The sequence below is a fragment of the Rathayibacter sp. VKM Ac-2926 genome (assembly GCF_022815565.1).
Taxonomy (GTDB): domain Bacteria; phylum Actinomycetota; class Actinomycetes; order Actinomycetales; family Microbacteriaceae; genus Rathayibacter; species Rathayibacter festucae.
Genome location: NZ_JALGRS010000012.1, coordinates 1 through 18,916 on the forward strand (window position 1 = coordinate 1; position 18,916 = coordinate 18,916).

An 18,916-nucleotide genomic window follows, 5' to 3' on the forward strand; every position below is an offset into this window, starting at 1 on the left:
GTGTGTGGTAACCCACATCGTCCCGGAGGTCTTCTTCTACGTCACCCGTTCACAACGTCCCGAGGAACTACATCTAGGAGCGGCCGTCGCCGCGGTTGTCCCACCGGTCGTTCAGACGGTCCATGAAGTTGGACCCCTGGCGTCCGCTCGCGGAGCGCGGCTTCGAGGGCCGACCCGCCTCGGGGATTCCGGAGGTGGTGGAGCCGCCGGGCGCGGGGCGCATCGCGACGACCACGCCGGCCAGCATCAGCGCGAAGCCGGCGACGCCCACGAGGGGCTGACGGACGATCACGCCGGCGACGAGGACTCCCAGGCCGACGATGGCGAGGAGGATGCCGAGCACGAGCGCGCGGTAGTTGGTGCCGCCCCGGCCCTTGCTGACCGCCGCGACGAAGTCGGCGTCGTTCTGATAGAGATTGCGCTCCATCTCGTCGAGGAGCCGTTGCTCGTGTTCCGAAAGCGGCATCGGGACCCCTTCAGGGTGTGGCGTCGACCCGGCGGGGACGGCACCGAGGATGGGCGGGCGGTCTGCTCGACCGGGCTGGTGGCGCTTCAGTGTAGACCGCGGCCCGCCGAGGCGCCAGGCGCCATCGGTGCATAGGCTGGTCGGGTGAACCACAGCACTCGTCTGGTCGATCGCGTCCAGTTCCGAATCGATGAATTCCTCACCGGGCGCACGCCAATTCTGCGCTCCATCGGAGAGGACGTCTCCGCCCTCGGCGACCTTTCGCGGGACTTTCTCAGCGGGGGCAAGCGCTTCCGGGCGCGCTTCTGCGAGGCGGGCTGGACGGCGGTCTCCGCTGTCCCGAGCGACGCGCACCGGAGCGCCTCGGATCCGGTCGCGCGGGTCGGCGCGAGCCTGGAGCTGTTCCACGCCGCGGCCCTGGTGCACGACGACGTGATCGACAACTCCGACACCCGCCGGGGCGCGCCCTCGGCGCACCGCCGCTTCGCGTCGCTGCACGCGGGCGGCGGCTGGTCGGGCGACGCGGACGAGTTCGGCCGCTCCTCGGCGATCCTCCTCGGCGATCTGCTGCTGGTCTGGTCCGACGAGATCTTCGCGGACGCCGAGTGGGCGCTCGAGGACCGCACCGCTGCGGCGCGGGCCCGGGCGGAGTTCAACCTGATGCGCACGGAGGTGACCCTGGGCCAGTACCTCGACATCCTCGAGGAGAGCGCCTGGGTGCAGCACCCCGAGCACGAGCACCTCGAGCGCTCGGAGCGCGTGGTCGTCTTCAAGAGCGCGAAGTACAGCATCGAGGCGCCGCTGACCATCGGCGGCTCGCTCGGCGGCGGCGACGACGCCCAGATCGACGCCCTGCGCCGCTTCGGCCTGCCGCTCGGCATCGCCTTCCAGCTGCGCGACGACGTGCTGGGCGTGTTCGGCGATCCGGCCGTGACCGGGAAGCCGGCCGGCGACGACCTCCGCGAGGGCAAGCGGACCGTGCTGCTCGGCCTCGCCCGCGCAGCCGCCTCGGCGGGCGAGCGCGACGAGCTCGACGCCGTGGTGGGCCGTGCGGACGCGAGCGCCGACGACATCGCCCGCGCTCAGGAGATCGTGGCGGGCTCCGGGGCGCTCGACCGGCTCGAGGAGCGGATCGCCCGCGACGTCGGTGCCGCGCTGGCCGAGCTGCCGGACGCGCCCCTGCGCGAGGAGGGCGTCGCGGAGCTCCGCGAGCTCGCCGACCGAGTCACCGCCCGGACGGCGTAGAGCGGATCAGCCGGACCGGCGCGCTCCGGTGCCGGCTCGGCTCAGGCGAGCGCCTGGGCGACGCGGCGCACCTCGGCCTTGCGGCCGGCGAGCAGCGCCCGCACCGGGCTGGTGCCGAGGCTGTCCTCGTCCGCGAGCAGCCAGTCGATCGCCTCGTCGTCCGAGAAGCCCTGGTCCGACAGCAGGATCGCCGTGCCGCGGATCTCGCTGAGCGGCTCGCCGTCGCGGAGGAAGACGGAGGGGACGACGAGCTTGCCGTCACGGCGAGTGCCGAGCAGGTGGCGCTCCTCCAGGAGACGGCGCACCCGGCTGACGCCGAGACCGGTGAGCTCGACCAGATCGGGCACGGTCAGCCATTCGATCTCGGGAGCGGACGGGGAGGCGGAGGCAGCGGACGAGTCGGTCACCCGTCAAGAGTGCCACGAGCCGCCTCCGCGTTGCACGCCGGTTGTCAGGAGCGTCTTGCCTAGACTCGTCGCGTGACCACCAGCCAGCTCGACCCTCTCCTCGGCCGTCTCGTCGACGGCCGGTACGAGGTGCGCTCCCGCATCGCGCGGGGCGGCATGGCCACCGTCTACCTGGCGCACGACCAGCGCCTCGAGCGCCGGGTCGCCATCAAGGTGATGCACGGGCACCTCTCCGACGACGCGACGTTCAAGAACCGCTTCGTCCAGGAGGCGCGCTCCGCCGCGCGCCTGGCCCACCCGAACGTGGTCAGCGTCTTCGACCAGGGCCAGGACTCCGACATGGCGTACCTCGTGATGGAGTACCTCCCCGGCATCACCCTGCGCGACCTGCTCAAGGAGCGCGGGCGGCTGACGGCCCAGCAGGTCGTCGACATCATGCACTCGGTGCTGTCCGGCCTCGCGGCCGCGCACCGGGCCGGGATCCTGCACCGCGACCTCAAGCCCGAGAACGTGCTGCTCGCCGACGACGGCCGGATCAAGATCGGCGACTTCGGCCTCGCCCGCGCCGCGAGCGCGAACACCGCCTCCGGCCAGGCGCTGCTCGGCACCATCGCGTACCTCTCCCCCGAGCTGGTCACCCGCGGCACCGCGGACACCCGCAGCGACATCTACGCCATCGGCATCATGATCTACGAGATGCTCACCGGCGAGCAGCCCTTCACGGGCGAGCAGCCGATGCAGATCGCCTACCAGCACGCGAACGACTCGGTCCCCTACCCCAGCGCGAAGGTGCCCTCGGTGCCGACCTCGCTCGACGAGCTCGTGCTCTGGGCGACGGAGCGCGACCCGGACATGCGTCCGCGCGACGCCGGCGTGATGCTGGCGCAGCTGCTCGAGGCCGAGCGCCTGATGGGCATCACGCCGACCGACCGCCGCGGCGCGGACACCCAGGCCGTCACCCCCCTTCCGGTGGCGGAGCCCGCCACCGCGCTGCTGTTCGACGAGGCGGTGACCGGGCACACCTCGGTGATCGAGGGCTCGCCGGCGGAGCTCGAGCAGCGCGACGACGACGACGCGGTCGCGCGGCTCGCGACCAAGCGCCGCACGCGGCGCCGCCGAGGCGTGCTGCTGACGGTGATCGTGCTGCTGCTCGCCCTCATCGGCGGCGGGACCGCGTGGTGGTACGGCGAGGGCCCGGGCGCGATCGTGAACGTGCCGGACGTGGTGAGCCGCTCGCAGGACGACGCGACGGCCGCGCTGGTGAGCCAGGGCTTCGAGGTCTCGCCGCAGCAGGCGAACGACCTGACCGTGCCCGCCGGCACGGTGCTCAGCACCGATCCGCCCGGCGGCCAGGGGCTGCACAAGGGCGAGGTCGTGACGCTGGTCGTCTCCAGCGGCCCGCGGCAGATCGAGGTGCCCGCACTGGCCGGTGTCTCCGAGGAGGAGGCGACGGCCGCGATCCAGGCCGCGCCGTTCACCGTGGGCGACGTGACGCGGATCTTCGACGCCGACGTCCCCGCGGGCGTCGTCGTCTCGGCGGCGCTGCCCGACGGCGGCGAGCTGCCCGCGACGATGTCCGAGACGAGCACGATCGCGATGACGGTCAGCCTCGGGGCGATCCCCAACGTCGTCGGCCTGACCGTCGACGAGGCGACCGCCGCGGCGAAGGACGCCGGGCTCGCCCTCGACCGCGAGCGCGAGGACTGGAGCGACACGGTCCCGGCCGGCGTCGTCCTCACCCAGATCAACCCGGAGGCGCCCGCGACCACCGGAGACACCGTCTCCGTCGTCGTCTCCAAGGGCCCGCAGCCCGTCGCCGTCCCGAACGTCGTCGGGATGACCCGCGACCAGGCGAAGGCCGCGCTCAGCGCCGTCGACCTGAAGTGGAGCTACGGCCTGACGACCCCGCTGATCGACCAGGTGCCGGACGAGGTGACGAAGGTGACCAACCAGTCCGACAAGGAGGGCGCCCTCGTGCAGCGCGGCACCACGATCCAGCTCTCGATCACGATCACGATCTGACAGCGGAGCACAGCGGCCGAGCGCGGCACGCCGTATCGGCACGCCGAGTCGGCATGCTTCGTCGGCATGCTTCGTCGGCATGCTGCGTCGGCATGCTGGTCGAGTAGCCCCGCAGGGGCGTATCGAGACCCACCCACCTGACAACGGTGGATCTCGATACGCCCGCACGGCGGGCTACTCGATCAGCATGGAGGACCCGCCGCGCCGGCCACTCGCTCAGCGAAGACTGCCGCGGGCACACGACCAGCGGCGGAAACATGCTGGTCGAGTAGCCCCGCGGGGGCGTATCGAGACCCAGCCTCCAGACAACGGTGGATCTCGATACGCCCGCTCCGCGGGCTACTCGATCAGCATGAGGGCGCCCGCCCAGCGGGCTCCTCGATCGGCAGGGAGGGCCCGCTGGCGGGCAGCGGCCGGCTCAGCGCTCGCGCAGCTCCTCGGCGACGAGGAAGGCCAGCTCGAGGGACTGCATGTGGTTGAGGCGCGGGTCGCAGACCGACTCGTAGCGCGTCGCGAGGGTCGCCTCGTCGATGTGCTCCGAGCCGCCGAGGCACTCGGTGACGTCGTCGCCGGTGAGCTCGACGTGGATGCCGCCCGGGTGCGTGCCCGCGGCGCGGTGCGCCTCGAAGAAGCCCTTGACCTCGTCGACCACGTCGTCGAAGCGACGGGTCTTGTAGCCGGTGGGCGTCGTCAGTCCGTTGCCGTGCATCGGGTCGGTGACCCAGAGCGGCAGCGCGTCGCTCGTCTTGACCGCCTCGAGCAGCGGCGGCAGGGCGTCGCGGATCCTGCCGGCACCCATCCGCGTGATGAAGGTGAGGCGGCCGGGCTCGCGGTCCGGGTCGAGCTTGTCGATCAGCTCGAGCATCGTCTCGGGCGTCGTCGACGGGCCGAGCTTGACGCCGATCGGGTTGCGGACGCGCGAGAGGAAGTCGACGTGCGCGCCGTCGAGCTCGCGGGTGCGCTCGCCGATCCAGATGAAGTGGCTGGACGTGTTGTACGGCGTGCCGGTGCGCGAGTCGATCCGCGTCATCGGGCGCTCGTAGTCCATCAGCAGGCCCTCGTGGCCGGTGTAGAACTCCGTGCGCTTCATGCCCTCGAAGTCTGCGCCGCAGGCCACCATGAACTTCACCGCGCGGTCGATCTCGCGGGCGAGCTGCTCGTAGCGCTGGTTCTGCGGGTTCTCGGTGAAGCCCTTGTTCCAGTAGTGCACGAGCCTCAGGTCGGCGAAGCCGCCCTGAGTGAAGGCGCGGATGAGGTTCAGCGTCGAGGCGGCCGTGTGGTAGCCCTGCACGATGCGGCGCGGGTCGGCGGTCCGCGACTCCGGAGTGAAGTCGTAGCCGTTGACGATGTCGCCGCGGTAGGCGGGCAGCGTCACGTCGCCGCGGGTCTCGAGGTCGCTCGAGCGGGGCTTGGCGAACTGGCCCGCCATGCGGCCCATCTTGATGACGGGCATGCTCGCGCCGTAGGTCAGGACGACGGCCATCTGCAGCACGGTCTTCACGCGGTTGCGGATCTGGTCCGCGGTCGCGCCGGCGAAGGTCTCGGCGCAGTCGCCGCCCTGCAGCAGGAAGGCCTCGCCGCGGGCCGCGGCGCCGAGGCGCTCGCGCAGCTGGTCGACCTCGCCGGCGAAGACGAGCGGCGGCAGCGCGGCGACCTCGGCGGACGCGGCGGCGACCGCGGCGGCGTCCGGCCAGTTCGGCTGCTGCTTGACCTCGAGCTCACGCCAGTAGTCCAGGCCGGCGACCACGGAGGGGGCGGCGAGGACGTACGGTTCGTTCGGATCGATGACCACGAGGGTTCCTGGTTCTGACGGGCGCGCGGCGCGCGCAGTGATCGCCGCCCGGTCGGACGGCGACGGTTGACGAGCTTATCGGCTCGGCGGAGCGTTCTCCGGAGGTGCGCGCAGTCGGCCCACCGGACCCGGCGCTGTGCGGCCGGCTCGGCGCGGCGGGTTCAGCGCAGCAGGGCCGCGCGCTTCTCCTTGACCGAGGTCGCGTAGACGTCCAGGTACTCCTGGCCGCTCAGAGCCAGCAGCTCGTACATGATCTCGTCGGTGATCGAGCGGAGGATGAAGCGGTCGCCCTCCATGCCCTCGAAGCGGCTGAAGTCGAGCGGCTCGCCGAAGACGATGCCGATGCGCCCGAGCTTGGGCAGCCGCTTGCCGATCGGCATGATGCGGGCGGTGTCGATCATCGCCACCGGGACGACGGGCACCCGCGCCTCGAGGACCATCCGCGCGACGCCGGTGCGGCCGCGGTACATCCGTCCGTCGGGGCTGCGGGTGCCCTCGGGATAGATGCCGAGCGCCTCACCGCCTGCCAGGACGCGGAGCCCCGTGTTCAGCGAGGCCTCGGACGCCTTGCCACCGGAGCGGTCGATCGGCAGCATGCCGGTGGCAGTGAAGAAGAGCTTCGTCGCCCAGCCCTTCAGGCCCTTGCCGGTGAAGTAGTCGCTCTTGGCGAGGAAGACCATGTTGCGCTCGATCACCAGCGGGAGGAACACCGAGTCGATGAAGGAGAGGTGGTTGCTCGCCAGGATGACGCCGCCGGTGGCCGGGACGCGGTCGGCGCCGACCACCCAGGGCCGGAAGATCGTCTTGAGCAGGGGCCCCGCGACGATGTGCTTCATGAACCAGTAGAACAAGGGGCGCTCCTCAGCGGTCCGCGACCGAGGTCACAGCGAGCTCGCGTGCAGGCGGGCGAGGTCGGCGGCGCCGACGACCCCCGCGTCGTTGACGAGCTCCGCGATGCGGAACTCGGGCTCGGGGTGGTACCCCCGGGCGGGCAGGTTGTCGAGGTAGGCCTGGCGGATCGGGTCGAGCAGGAGGTCGCCGGCCTGCGCCACTCCCCCGCCGATCACGAACATCTGCGGGTCGAGGACCGCGCTCAGGCTCGCCGCCGCCTCGCCGAGCCAGTGGCCGAGCTGGCGGAGGGCCGCGAGGGCGCCCAGGTCGCCGGCGCTGATCAGCTCGGCGATGACGCCGCCGTCGAGCTCGCCGCCGTTCCTCGCACGCGCGTCGGCGATGCCCTGGCCGATCCCGCCGGCGTCGGCGAGCTCGGCGGCGAAGCGCTGCAGTGCGCGGCCGGAGCCGTACTGCTCGATGCAGCCGCGAGCACCGCAGCCGCAGGGCAGGCCGCCGGGGACGACCCGCATGTGGCCGATCTCCGCCGCCGCGCCGAAGCCACCGCGCAGGAGCCGGTCGTTGATGACGATCGCGCCGCCGACGCCGGTGCCGATCGTGAGCATCAGCATGTCGCTCACCAGTCGGCCGGCGCCGTAGCGGAACTCGGCCCAGCCGGCCGCGTTGGCGTCGTTCTCGATGATGATCGGCAGGTCGATCCGCGCCGAGAGCTTCTCGCGGAAGGGCTCGTTGCGCCAGTTGATGTTGGGGGCGTAGTAGACGATCGACTGCGAGGCGTCGATGAAGCCGGCCGCTGCGACGCCGACAGCGGAGACGTCGCCGGCGGGCAGGCCCTCGCGCAGGCGCGCCACCATCTCGACGACGACGTCGACGATGAGCTCGGGATGACCGGCGGGCGTCGGCTGGCGGTCCTCGCGGACGATGCCGCCGAACTCATCGACCAGCGCTCCCGCGATCTTCGTGCCGCCGATGTCGATACCGATCGCGTGCACGCGAACCGCCTTCCGCTAGCCTCCGACGCCGCTGCGCCGCGGGTCCGCCCTGGAGCGGCGGCCACATCGAGTGTAGTGACCCGCCGAGAACCGACGTGCGGATCGTTATCCTGAGTGGATACACAGTCGGGATGCGCCGGTAGGCTGGACCCGACAATCATTCAGGTACCGAAGGAGTTGCCGTGGAGCAGTTCGATTCCCCCCTCGTGGTCGCGCCGGATCCGCAGGCCAACACGACGGCGCTGCTGCTCGACCGTGTGCGGGAGACGCCCGACCGGGCGCTCTTCGCCCTCCCCGAGGCCGGCGGCTGGCGCGACGTCACCGCGCGCGAGTTCCTCGATCAGGTGACCGCGCTCGCGAAGGGACTCGTCGCGGCGGGCATCGAGCCCGGCGACAAGGTCGGCCTGATCTGCAAGACCCGCTACGAGTGGACGCTGATCGACTTCGCCGTCTGGTTCGCGGGCGGCGTCCTCGTGCCGGTGTACGAGACCTCCTCCCCCGCGCAGGTGCAGTGGAACCTGTTCGACTCCGGAGCGCGGGCCGTCATCGTCGAGACGGCGGACCACTTCGCCCGCTTCGACGAGGTCCGCCCGGATCTCCCGGACGTCCGGCTCGCCTGGCAGATCGGCCTGGGCGACCTCGACAAGCTGGCCGCGCGCGGGGTGGACGTGCCGGACGCCGAGATCGAGCGCCGCCGCTCGATCGCCACCGGCGCCGACATCGCGACGATCATCTACACCTCCGGCTCGACCGGCCGCCCCAAGGGCTGCATCATCCGGCACTCCAACTTCGTCGAGCTGAGCCGCAACTCCGCCGTCGCGCTCACGGAGCTGATCCACCAGCCGGGTGCCTCGACGCTCCTCTTCATCACGACCGCGCACGTGTTCGCCCGCTTCATCGCGATCCTCTGCGTCCACGGCGGGGTCAAGGTCGGCCACCAGGCCGACACGAAGCAGCTGCTCCCCTCCCTCGGCTCCTTCAAGCCGACGTTCCTGCTGGCCGTGCCGCGGGTGTTCGAGAAGGTCTACAACTCGGCCGAGCAGAAGGCCGAGGCCGGCGGCAAGGGCAGGATCTTCCGGCGCGCGGCCGATGTCGCCGTCGCCCACTCGATCGCCGTCGAGGCCGGCTCGGTGCCGCTCGCGCTCAAGCTGCAGTTCCTGCTCTTCGACCGGCTCGTCTACTCGAAGCTGCGCACGGCGATGGGCGGCAACGTCCGCTTCGCGGTGTCCGGATCGGCACCGCTCGGCGACCGGCTGGGCCACTTCTTCCACAGCCTCGGCATCAAGATCCTCGAGGGCTACGGGCTCACCGAGACGACGGCGCCCGCGACGGTGAACCGGACCGAGCGGTTCAAGATCGGCTCGGTCGGCCCGGCGATGCCCGGCTGCTCCATCCGGATCGCCGCGGACGGCGAGATCCAGGTGCGCGGGATCGACGTCTTCGGCGGCTACTGGAACGACGAGAAGGCGACGGCCGAGGCCTTCGACGGCGAGTGGTTCAAGACCGGCGACCTCGGCTCGCTCGACGAGGAGGGCTACCTCCGCGTCACCGGGCGCAAGAAGGAGATCATCGTGACCGCGGGCGGCAAGAACGTCGCGCCGGCCGCGCTCGAGGACCCGATCCGCTCCAACCCGCTCGTCGGGCAGGTCGTCGTCGTCGGCGACCAGCGCCCGTTCATCGCGGCGCTGGTGACCCTCGACCCCGAGATGCTGCCGACCTGGCTCGCGAACAACGGCCAGGACGCGAAGCTCTCGCTCGATCAGGCGGCCGTGAACCCGGCCGTCCTCGCGGAGGTGCAGCGCGCCGTCGACGCCGCGAACGCCCGCGTCTCGCGCGCCGAGTCGATCCGCAAGTTCGTGATCCTGCCCACCGAGTTCACCGAGGCGAGCGGACACCTCACCCCGAAGATGAGCATCAAGCGCAACGTCATCCTCGACGACTTCGCCGCGACCATCAGCAGCGTCTACAGCGCCGCCCCCGCCACCGAGGGCATCAGCCTCCGCTGACTGGTCCACGTCTGCACCACGGTGGATCTCGATACGCCCGCTCCGCGGGCTGCTCGATCAGCATGCTGAGCCGCTCCGCGGCCTACTCGATCAGCATGGACCGCGGAGACCGCAGGTCCTCCGCCGGTCGAGTAGCCCGCAGGGCGTACCGAGACCCACCCTCTGCAGGACGGCGGATCTCGATACGCCCGCTCCGCGGCCTACTCGATCAGCATGACGTCCGACCGCGGAGACCGCAGGTCCTCCGCCGGTCGAGTAGCCCGCAGGACGTACCGAGACCCACCCGCTGCACCACGGTGGATCTCGATACGCCCGCTCCGCGGGCTACTCGATCAGCATGGAGCGCGAGCTGCGCTTTCAGCATGCGTTCGGGCACGATGGCCGAAGGCCGAGCCGTATCCGGCGAAGCGCGTTGCAGCGCTTCGCCGTCGGCGGACGCACGACGCTCTGCGGAACGCGACCACCCCAGGAGGCCGACCGCGCCGAGCCGGGCAGGGACCGGCTCGGAAACGGACTCAGAACCAGGAGCTCTCGCGGACTTCCTTCATGGCGGCTCGGCGGTCGTCCTTGGAGAGGCGGTCGAGGTAGAGGCGGCCGTCGAGGTGGTCGCATTCGTGCTGGAGGGCCTGGGCCATCAGGCCGTCGCCCTCGAGGACGACCTCGTTGCCGTCGAGGTCGGTGCCGCGGACCTTCGCGTGCGGGTAGCGGATCGCGGGGTACCAGAGGTTGGGCACGGAGAGGCAGCCCTCGTCGACGGGCTCCGGCTCGCCGCTCAGCTCGACGATCTCGGGGTTGAGGATGTAGCCGACGACGCCGTCGACGTTGTAGCTGAAGGCGCGGAGGTTGACGCCGATCTGCGGGGCGGCGACGCCGGCGCGGCCGGGGGTGCGCACGCTGTCGACGAGGTCCTCGACCAGTCCGCGGATCCCGTCGTCGACGGTCTCGATCGGGGCGGACACCGTCTTCAGGACGGGATCGCCGAAGATCCGGATCTGGCGTTCGGTCATGCGGTGCGCTCCCTCAGTGCCTCCTCGGCGGAGAGGAGGGCGTTCTCGACGACTTCGCTCGCCGCGGGGTGCGGCCAGTACTGGCTGCGGGCGAGGCCGCGGATCCCGACCCCCGCGCTGGCGGCCTGGACGAGCGGCTGAATGAGGATACTCGCCTGTGGGCCCATCAGGTGCGCGCCGAGCAGCTCGCCGTCGAGTCCGACGACGAGGGTGCAGATGCTCGAGTCGTCCTCCATCGCCCAGCCGTAGGCGGTGGAGCCGAACTCCTGGGTGACGGCGACGACGTCGATGCCGCGCTCCCCCGCCTCCTTCTCCGTGAGGCCGAAGTGCGCGATCTGCGGGTGCGCGAAGATCGCGCCGGGCACGGGAGCGAGGGTGTTCGAGAGCATCTCGCCCGGGTGCAGGAGGTTGTGCGCGACGAGCCGCGCCTCGTGGTTGGCGACGTGCTTGAGCTGCCACTCCGAGGAGACGTCGCCGAGCGCGAAGAGCCCGGGGACGACGCGCCCACCGGAGAGGACCCGCTGCTCGTCGTCGACGACGACTCGGCCGTCGGGGTGCAGGTCGATGCCGACGGAGGCCGCGGCGATGGTGTCGCTGTTCGGGTCGCGCCCGGTGGCGACGAGGATCGTGTCGGTCTCGACGCGGGAGCCGTCGTCGAAGGTCGTGACGAGTCCGCCCGGAGTCGCCTCGACGCCCTCGGCGGAGACGCCGGTGCGGACGTCCCAGCGCTCGCGTGCCAGCGCGGTGAAGCCGCGGGCGATGCCCTCGTCGAGCGAGCGGAGCAGACGGTCGCCGCGGACGGCGACCGTCACCGCGGTGCCGAAGGCCGAGAAGATGTGGGCGAACTCGACCGCCACCGCACCGCCGCCGAGGACGAGCATCCGTGCGGGAAGCTCGTCGATCCGCATGATCGAGTCGGAGTCGTGGATCCGCGGGTCGGGCTCGTAGGCCGCGAGGAGCGGACGCGGACGCGAGCCCGCGGCGACGACCACCTGCGGTGCGCTGATCCGGACGCCGCTCGCGCTGACCAGCACGTGCGGCCGGTCGCCGTCGCCGAGCGACTCGAAGCCGAAGCTCTCGCGCAGCACGGTGACGTTCTCGGACCGGTTCGCCCGGTAGTCGAGGCCGCCGGCGCTGATGGCGTCGGTGCGGCCGAACACGCGGTCGCGCACCTCGGCCCATTCCGGCCGGGCCACGCGGCCGTGCACGCCGACCCGGTCGCCCTGGTCGACGTCGGTCACGATGTCGGCGACGTGCACGAACATCTTGGTCGGGATGCAGCCGGCGTTGAGGCAGGTGCCGCCGAACCACTCGCCGTCGTCGAGGATCGCGACGCGGGAGCCGGCCCACTCCTCGCCGACGATCGAGTTCCCGGAGCCGGCGCCGAGCACGATCAGATCGAACGTCAGGGTCTCCGTGGAGTCGACCGCCACGGCGTCCTGCAGAACCGCGTCAGGCACGACGGACCGGGATGCCCTCGACGACGAGCGCGGCGAGCAGGCGCGCCGCCTCCTGGGTCGCCGGGCGCAGCTGCTCCCACTTGACGACCGAGCCGGCGGCGAGCACCGGGTCGTACGGGATGCGGACGATGTCGCGCACGCGCGAGCGGAAGTGCGACTCGATCTCCTCGAGCTTCACCAGGCTGGTGCCCTGCGTCGCGGTGTTCAGTGCGACGACGGCGTTCCGGACGAGATCGCCGTAGCCGTTGGCGTCGAGCCAGGTCAGGGTCTCGGAGGCCAGGCGCGCCTCGTCGACGCTGCCGCCGGAGACGATCACGACGCTGTCCGCGCGCTGCAGCGTCGCGCGCATCACGGAGTGCACGATGCCGGTGCCGCAGTCGGTGAGCATGATCGAGTAGAAGCGCTCGACGAGGTCCGCGACGACGTTGTAGTCGTCCTCGTCGAAGGCCTCGGAGAGCTGCGGGTCCGTGTCCGAGGCGAGCACGTCGAGCCGGGTCTCGTCGCGCGAGACCATCGTCGAGAACTCGGTGAACCCGGTCACGCCGGCGGCGCGGTTGACGACGTCGCGGACGGTCGAGCGGGTCTGCTTGGGGACGCGCTCGGCCAGGGTTCCGCGGTCGGGGTTGGCGTCGACCGCGATGATGCGGTCCTCGCGCGAGTCGGCGAGAGCCATCCCGAGCAGGGTCGTGACGGTCGTCTTGCCGACGCCGCCCTTGCGGGTCATCACCGGGACGAAGCGGGTGCCGCCCTCGAACTGGCGGCCGATCCGCTCGTCCATCGCCTTCCAGGCCTGGACCTTCGCGGAGTCGCCGAGGTTGACGGTGTGGAAGGTGAGGCCGTAGACGAAGCGGTTCCAGCCGCCGGTCGGCGCGGGCCGGGTCTTGCGGTTGACCTCGAGGAGCCGGTCGGGAGTCAGCATCGACGCGGACTCGGGCGCGGAGGACGACCCGCCGGTGCCGGACTCGGCGCGGAGGCGGTCGCGCCGGGTGACGCCGGGAGCCGGATCCGCGGCAGCCGTGTCGGAATCGCGCTCGATCTCCGGGGCGGGCTCGGCAGGACGCTGCTCACCGCGACCGCGCGGCCGCTCACCCGCGTCCTCGGGGAGCACCGACACCTCGTCGCGCGAGGCGATGCCGGCCGAGACGGGCCGGACGGCGCCCGGTGCGTCCGGGATGCCGAGGCGTCCGACGTCGATCGTCGGGTCCTCCACGGGTGCCGGAGCGCTCGACCGACGGCGCGCAGGAGCCGGGGACTCCAGCCGGATGCCGTCGGGGATGCGGGTCGGAGCGGTGTCGCTCGCGCGCGGGGCGTACTGCTCGGAGTCCCGCGCCGCGTCGAGCGCCGTCCGCGGAGTCGGGCCGGTGTCGAGATCGGGCTGGTCGTCGTTGCGCTCATCCATGCGAACGAGCCTCCTTCCGCTTGCCGCCAGTGTACCGACGGGCCCGGCGGCGCACGGGGGCTCGGCTCCCGTCCTCGCGCCTGCTAGGTGCCGAGTGGAACCGTGTGCAGGGAACGGTTAGGTTCTCCCACCCGGAGGAAAGTAAAGTACTCAGCCATGCATGTACTCAGCGTGAGCTCCCTCAAGGGCGGCGTCGGCAAGACCACCGTGACGCTCGGCCTTGCATCCGCGGCGTTCTCGAAGGGCCTGCGAACGCTGGTCGTCGACCTCGACCCGCAGTCCGACGTCTCCACCGGCATGGACATCAACGTCGCCGGTCACCTCAACATCGCCGACGTCCTCACGTCGCCCAAGGAGAAGATCGTCCGCTCGGCGATCGCGCCCTCCGGCTGGACGAAGGAGCGCCAGGGCACCATCGACGTCCTGATCGGCAGCCCGTCCGCGATCAACTTCGACGGACCGCACCCCAGCATCCGCGACATCTGGAAGCTCGAGGAGGCGCTCGCGAGCGTCGAGGCCGACTACGACCTCGTCCTGATCGACTGCGCGCCCTCGCTCAACGCCCTCACCCGCACGGCCTGGGCCGCGAGCGACCGGGTCGCCGTGGTGACGGAGCCGGGCCTGTTCTCGGTCGCCGCCGCCGACCGCGCGCTGCGGGCGATCGAGGAGATCCGCCGTGGTCTCAGCCCGCGCCTGCAGCCGCTCGGCATCATCGTCAACCGCGCGCGCGTGCAGTCGCTCGAGCACCAGTTCCGGATCAAGGAGCTGCGCGACATGTTCGGCCCGCTGGTCCTCAGCCCGCAGCTGCCCGAGCGCACCTCGCTCCAGCAGGCGCAGGGCGCCGCGAAGCCGGTGCACGTCTGGCCGGGCGAGAGCGCGCAGGAGATGGCGCACAACTTCGACCTGTTGCTCGACCGCGTCATCCGCACGGGGCGCATCGGCGAGCAGGCGGTGCCGGCGGCGACGAGCTAGCCCGGCGAGGTCCGCGCACGGCGTCGCAGCCTCGGCTGCGGCGCCGTCGCTGTGTGCGGGAGCGGGTCACGCCGGAACGCCGGCGTCGGACGGCGGGTCTGCAGGCCCGGCGTGCTGGGGACGGTGGGTCTCGATACGCCCCTCCGGGGCTACTCGACCAGCATGTTGTGTGGGCGCCGCGCGGCAGGGAGCCCTCGACCTGGGCGGGTCAGCCGACCTTGCGGGAGGCGCGGCGGCGGGCGAGCTCGTCGGAGGGGTCGACGGACTGGTGGTCGAGCTCGACGAGGCTGGTCTCGACCTCGCGGAGGACCTTGCCGACGGCGATGCCGAAGACGCCCTGGCCGCGGCTGAGGAGGTCGATGACCTCGTCGTTCGAGGTGCAGAGGTAGACGCTCGCGCCGTCGCTCATCAGCGTGGTCTGCGCGAGGTCGTCGACGCCGGACTCGCGGAGCTGGTTGACCGCGGTGCGGATCTGCTGGAGGGAGATGCCGGTGTCGAGGAGGCGCTTGACGAGCTTCAGCACGAGGATGTCGCGGAAGCCGTAGAGGCGCTGGGTGCCGGAGCCGGAGGCGCCGCGCACGGTGGGCTCGACGAGCTCGGTGCGGGCCCAGTAGTCGAGCTGGCGGTAGGTGATGCCCGCGGCCCGCGCTGCGACCGCTCCGCGGTAGCCCGCGTCGGCGTCGAGGTCGGGCAGTCCGTCGGTGAAGAGGACGAGGTCGCGCTGGCCGCTGACGTCGCGGCTGACTTCTCTCATCCCTGTGCCTTCCGGATACGAACGCCGGTCGCTCCGAACGCGCTCCCTAAGCTACCGACCCGGGGATGCCGAGTAAACGACATCCGCTCTTCCAGGAGGGCGTGTCGTCGGCCCGGCCCGGAGATCACGAGCGAGCGAGCCGCGAGAGCGCGCTGCGCACCATGGCCTCGCGGATGGTGCCGAGGTGCGCGGCGAGGCCGATCGCGTTCTCGGCGGCGCCGGCCGTGCCGGACGCGTCGCCGCGGCGGGTGCTCGAGGCGACGACGCTCTCGATCAGCGACATCTCGCGCTCCACGGCGATGCGGAGCGGGCGGAGGTGGCGCGGCTCGATGCCCGAGCGGCCGAGGTCGACGAGCGCCTTGAGCGTCGTGACCGCCTCCTCGCCGAAGACGTCCCCGCCGCGGACCAGCCCGGCGGCGATCGCCTCCCGCACCAGCGCCGGGCTCGCTCCGGATTCGCTCGCGAGGCCGTCGCGGGTGAGCCGGGTGGCGGGGGCCAGCAGGGAGGGTGCGGCGCCGCCGGCACCGGCGGGGAGGGACGGCTCGCGTCCGGCGTCGACGTCGTCGAGGTAGCCGCGGATCACCTTGAGCGGCAGGTAGTGGTCGCGCTGGAGCGCGAGGATCATCCGCAGGCGCTCGACGTCACCGGTCGAGAACTTGCGGTAGCCCGAGTCGGTGCGAGCGGGCGAGACGAGCCCCTGCTCCTCGAGGAACCGCAGCTTCGACGGCGTGACGTCGGGGAACTCGGTGGTGAGGTGCGAGAGGACCTGGCCGATGCTCAGGAGAGCGGCCGGGCCGGACGGGAGTGCGCGAGCGGTCGAACGACCCACGGCTACGCGTCCGGAGCGGCGACGAGGTCGGCGCGGGACGCGTAGAAGGTGAGGCGGAACTTGCCGACCTGCACCTCGGAGCCGTCGGTGAGGATCGCGGACTCGATCCGGACACCGTCGAAGTAGGTGCCGTTCAGCGAGCCCAGGTCGCGGACCTCGAACGAGGTGCCGCGGCGCACGAACTCGGCGTGCCGGCGCGAGACGGTGACGTCGTCGAGGAAGATGCCCGCATCGGGGTGTCGGCCGACAGTCGTCGAGTCGATGTCGAGCAGGAAGCGGGCCCCGGTGTTGGGGCCCCGACGGACGACGAGCAGGGCGGAGCCGGAGGGCAGAGCGCCGACGGCCTCGGCCTCCTCGCGGGACGCCCGGTTGTCGAGCGCCGCCAGCTGGGCGCCGATGTCGTCGGTGAACGTGAGGGTCGTCTCCGTCGACGGCTCGACGGGAACGGACGGATCTGCGGATGACGCTCCGCGCACGGACTCGACCAAGACGTACCTCCTCGCTATCCCCTCAGCGTATCGGAATCGGAGGGCCCGCCGGTCGCCCCTGACGCTCCGTCGACCCCCAGGACGAGGCCTCGGGTCTGCACCGCGTAGACGATCCCCGCCCACCAGTAGAGGAACGCGCCCCAGAGCGCGAAGGCCCACGCGACGGGGAGGGACGCCGGGGCCAGCGCCGGGAAGGCCTGCCCGAGCATGATCAGCGGCAGCGCGTAGAAGAGGCAGAACGTGGCGAACTTGCCCAGGTGGTGCACCGGCAGCGGTCCGTAGCCGTGGTTCGCGAGGACGACCGCGAGCACGACGAGCATCAGATCCCGCGCGACCAGCACGGCCACCAGCCACCACGGCACCAGCTCGCGGACGGCGAGGCCGATCACCGTCGCGAAGATGTAAAGGCGGTCGGCGGCCGGATCGAGGACGGCGCCCAGGCGCGTGATCTGGTCGAAGCGGCGCGCGATCCAGCCGTCGAGGTAGTCGGTGAGGCTGGAGAGGACGAGCGTCAGCAGGGCGAGCGCGTCCTCCCCCTCGATGATGAGCACGAGGAACACCGGCACCAGTGCGAGCCGCACCATGCTGAGGATGTTCGGGACCGTCCAGATGCGGTCGTCCGCCGCGCGCGCCATGCCGGGAGCCCTCGTCAGCGCTTGTCGCGCCAGACCCGCTCGAAGGGGAGCCGCCAGGCGTGCGGGGCGATCAGCTGGTGGATCGCGTTCGGGCCCCAGGAGCCCGGCGCGTAGAGGCGCACGGGCGGCGGGTCCTGCAGGAGCGGCGCCGACACCTCCCAGAGGCGCTCGATGCCCTCGGCGGTGGTGAAGAGCGTGTGGTCGCCGCGCATCGCGTCGAGGATCAGCCGCTCGTAGGCCTCGAGGGCGTCGCCGGCGCGGTCGGTCTCCTGCAGGGCGAACTGCATGCTCAGCTTGTCGAGCCGCATGCCCGGGCCGGGGCGCTTGCCGTAGAAGGACAGCGACACCTTGGACGCGTCGGCCAGGTCGAAGGTGAGGTGGTCGGGGCCGTGGGCGCCGACTCCAGAGCCCTGCGGGAACATGCTCTTCGGGGGCTCGCGGAAGGCGATGGAGATGATCCGCTGGCCCTCCGCCATCCGCTTGCCGGTGCGCAGGTAGAACGGCACTCCGGCCCAGCGCCAGTTGTCGATCTCGCACTTGAGGGCGACGAAGGTGTCGGTCTCGGAGTCGGGGGCGACGCCCGGCTCCTCGCGGTAGCCGATGTACTGGCCGCGGACGACGTTCTCGGGGTTGAGCAGCCGCATCGAGCGGAAGACCTTGTTCTTCTCCTCGCTGATCGCCTTCGGCTCGAGGGCGGTCGGCGGCTCCATCGCCATGAAGGCGAGGACCTGGAAGAGGTGGGTGACGACCATGTCCTTGTAGGCGCCGGTCGACTCGTAGAACTCGGCGCGGCGGTCGAGGGTCAGCTTCTCGGGGATGTCGATCTGGACGTGGTCGATGAAGTTGCGGTTCCAGATCGGCTCGAAGAGGCCGTTGGCGAAGCGGAAGGCGAGGATGTTCTGCGCCGGCTCCTTGCCGAGGAAGTGGTCGATCCGGAAGATCTGCTCCTCGTCGAACGTCTCGTGCAGCTCGGCGTTGAGGACGACGGCGCTCTCGAGGTCGACGCCGAAGGGCTTCTCCATGATGATCCGCGAGCGCTCGACGAGGCCGGCTTCCGCGAGCATGCGGACGACCGAGAGGGCGGCGCGCGGCGGGACGCTGAGGTAGTGCAGGCGGCTGACGTCCGGGCCGAGCACCTTCTCGGCGTCGGTGACCGCCTTCGCCAGCGCGGCGGGGCCGGCGGACTGCGGGACGTAGCGGAGCTTGGAGGCGAACTCGTCCCACTGGGCGGGGGTCAGCGAGCGGCTGCCGAACTCGTCGTAGGCGAGCTTGGCGAAGGCGCGGAAGGACTCGTCGTCGTGCTCCTCGAGCGAGGTGCCGACGATCTGCAGGTCGGGTGCGAGCGAGGACAGCGCCAGGTGCGCCATGCCCGGGATGAGCTTGCGGCGGGACAGGTCGCCCACGGCCCCGAAGAGGACGACGACGTGAGGGGCGGCCTGCTCGGTCTGGACGGCGGGGGCGGGAGGTGCAGGGGTCACGGTCACCCCTCGATCATTCCATTCCGCCGCGTGACAGTGGCGTCATCCGCCGGACACGCGCCGCCGCTAAGGTCGTGCCGTGCCTCCGATCTCCGACGCGCCAGCCGCGACCGCA

Annotated in this window: 17 protein-coding genes; 4 read left to right on the plus strand and 13 right to left on the minus strand. The window is 71.5% G+C overall.

What is annotated here, in order from left to right:
• Positions 1-73: 73 nt before the first annotated feature.
• On the minus strand, positions 74-466 hold the full coding sequence (locus MT351_RS15600; RefSeq protein WP_123704544.1) for a DUF3040 domain-containing protein: 393 nt from the start codon (positions 464-466) through the stop codon (positions 74-76).
• A 144-nt stretch (positions 467-610) separates the two neighbouring features.
• Here MT351_RS15600 and MT351_RS15605 point away from each other — a divergent pair, with 144 nt between their 5' ends.
• Positions 611-1,711, plus strand: a complete 1,101-nt coding sequence (locus MT351_RS15605) for a polyprenyl synthetase family protein (RefSeq protein WP_243582601.1) — start codon at positions 611-613, stop codon at positions 1,709-1,711.
• Between the two features lie 41 nt (positions 1,712-1,752).
• Here the strand turns inward: MT351_RS15605 and MT351_RS15610 are convergent, their stop codons facing one another.
• Positions 1,753-2,118, minus strand: coding sequence for an Rv2175c family DNA-binding protein (locus MT351_RS15610; protein ID WP_243582602.1), 366 nt, complete (start codon positions 2,116-2,118; stop codon positions 1,753-1,755).
• 72 nt (positions 2,119-2,190) lie between these two features.
• On the opposite strand from MT351_RS15610, the gene pknB reads away from it, so the two are divergent.
• Positions 2,191-4,140, plus strand: coding sequence for a Stk1 family PASTA domain-containing Ser/Thr kinase (gene pknB, locus MT351_RS15615; protein WP_243582603.1), 1,950 nt, complete (start codon positions 2,191-2,193; stop codon positions 4,138-4,140).
• 418 nt (positions 4,141-4,558) lie between these two features.
• Here the strand turns inward: pknB and MT351_RS15620 are convergent, their stop codons facing one another.
• The 3 genes from MT351_RS15620 to MT351_RS15630 all read right to left on the minus strand — a co-directional run bounded on the left by MT351_RS15620 (position 4,559) and on the right by MT351_RS15630 (position 7,773).
• Complete coding sequence (locus MT351_RS15620) at positions 4,559-5,887, minus strand: class II 3-deoxy-7-phosphoheptulonate synthase (RefSeq protein ID WP_243582659.1); 1,329 nt, start codon at positions 5,885-5,887, stop codon at positions 4,559-4,561.
• 206 nt (positions 5,888-6,093) lie between these two features.
• Complete coding sequence (locus MT351_RS15625) at positions 6,094-6,783, minus strand: 1-acyl-sn-glycerol-3-phosphate acyltransferase (RefSeq protein ID WP_123735898.1); 690 nt, start codon at positions 6,781-6,783, stop codon at positions 6,094-6,096.
• 30 nt (positions 6,784-6,813) lie between these two features.
• The gene (locus tag MT351_RS15630) at positions 6,814-7,773 is read right to left on the minus strand and encodes an ROK family glucokinase (RefSeq protein ID WP_123446125.1); all 960 of its coding nucleotides are present in this window, start codon (positions 7,771-7,773) and stop codon (positions 6,814-6,816) included.
• Positions 7,774-7,955: 182 nt separating this feature from the next.
• Between MT351_RS15630 and MT351_RS15635 the strand changes: the two genes are divergently transcribed.
• Positions 7,956-9,779 (plus strand): long-chain fatty acid--CoA ligase, encoded by a 1,824-nt coding sequence (locus MT351_RS15635; RefSeq protein WP_243582604.1) that lies wholly within the window; start codon positions 7,956-7,958, stop codon positions 9,777-9,779.
• A 515-nt stretch (positions 9,780-10,294) separates the two neighbouring features.
• Here MT351_RS15635 and def read toward each other — a convergent pair.
• Genes def through MT351_RS15650 form a run of 3 tightly spaced genes read right to left on the minus strand, consistent with a single transcriptional unit; the run spans position 10,295 to position 13,645 of the window.
• Positions 10,295-10,786, minus strand: a complete 492-nt coding sequence (gene def, locus MT351_RS15640) for a peptide deformylase (protein ID WP_123446123.1) — start codon at positions 10,784-10,786, stop codon at positions 10,295-10,297.
• On the minus strand, positions 10,783-12,246 hold the full coding sequence (locus tag MT351_RS15645; protein ID WP_243582605.1) for a mycothione reductase: 1,464 nt from the start codon (positions 12,244-12,246) through the stop codon (positions 10,783-10,785). Before MT351_RS15645 ends, def begins: the two co-directional genes overlap by 4 nt.
• Positions 12,239-13,645, minus strand: coding sequence for a MinD/ParA family protein (locus MT351_RS15650; protein ID WP_243582606.1), 1,407 nt, complete (start codon positions 13,643-13,645; stop codon positions 12,239-12,241). Before MT351_RS15650 ends, MT351_RS15645 begins: the two co-directional genes overlap by 8 nt.
• 156 nt (positions 13,646-13,801) lie before the next feature.
• On the opposite strand from MT351_RS15650, the gene MT351_RS15655 reads away from it, so the two are divergent.
• Positions 13,802-14,617 (plus strand): ParA family protein, encoded by an 816-nt coding sequence (locus MT351_RS15655; protein ID WP_123446122.1) that lies wholly within the window; start codon positions 13,802-13,804, stop codon positions 14,615-14,617.
• 208 nt (positions 14,618-14,825) lie between these two features.
• Here the strand turns inward: MT351_RS15655 and MT351_RS15660 are convergent, their stop codons facing one another.
• The 5 genes from MT351_RS15660 to zwf form a co-directional block, all read right to left on the minus strand.
• On the minus strand, positions 14,826-15,371 hold the full coding sequence (locus tag MT351_RS15660; RefSeq protein ID WP_123446121.1) for a MerR family transcriptional regulator: 546 nt from the start codon (positions 15,369-15,371) through the stop codon (positions 14,826-14,828).
• Positions 15,372-15,495: 124 nt separating this feature from the next.
• Positions 15,496-16,200 carry a MerR family transcriptional regulator gene (locus MT351_RS15665; RefSeq protein WP_243582607.1) on the minus strand — a complete coding sequence of 235 codons (705 nt, stop codon included), beginning with the start codon at positions 16,198-16,200 and terminating at the stop codon, positions 15,496-15,498.
• Between the two features lie 2 nt (positions 16,201-16,202).
• Positions 16,203-16,688, minus strand: a complete 486-nt coding sequence (locus MT351_RS15670) for an FHA domain-containing protein (RefSeq protein ID WP_279392406.1) — start codon at positions 16,686-16,688, stop codon at positions 16,203-16,205.
• Positions 16,689-16,702: 14 nt separating this feature from the next.
• The gene (locus MT351_RS15675) at positions 16,703-17,323 is read right to left on the minus strand and encodes a CDP-alcohol phosphatidyltransferase family protein (protein WP_243582608.1); all 621 of its coding nucleotides are present in this window, start codon (positions 17,321-17,323) and stop codon (positions 16,703-16,705) included.
• A 14-nt stretch (positions 17,324-17,337) separates the two neighbouring features.
• On the minus strand, positions 17,338-18,801 hold the full coding sequence (gene zwf / locus MT351_RS15680; protein WP_123704898.1) for a glucose-6-phosphate dehydrogenase: 1,464 nt from the start codon (positions 18,799-18,801) through the stop codon (positions 17,338-17,340).
• Positions 18,802-18,916: the final 115 nt, after the last annotated feature.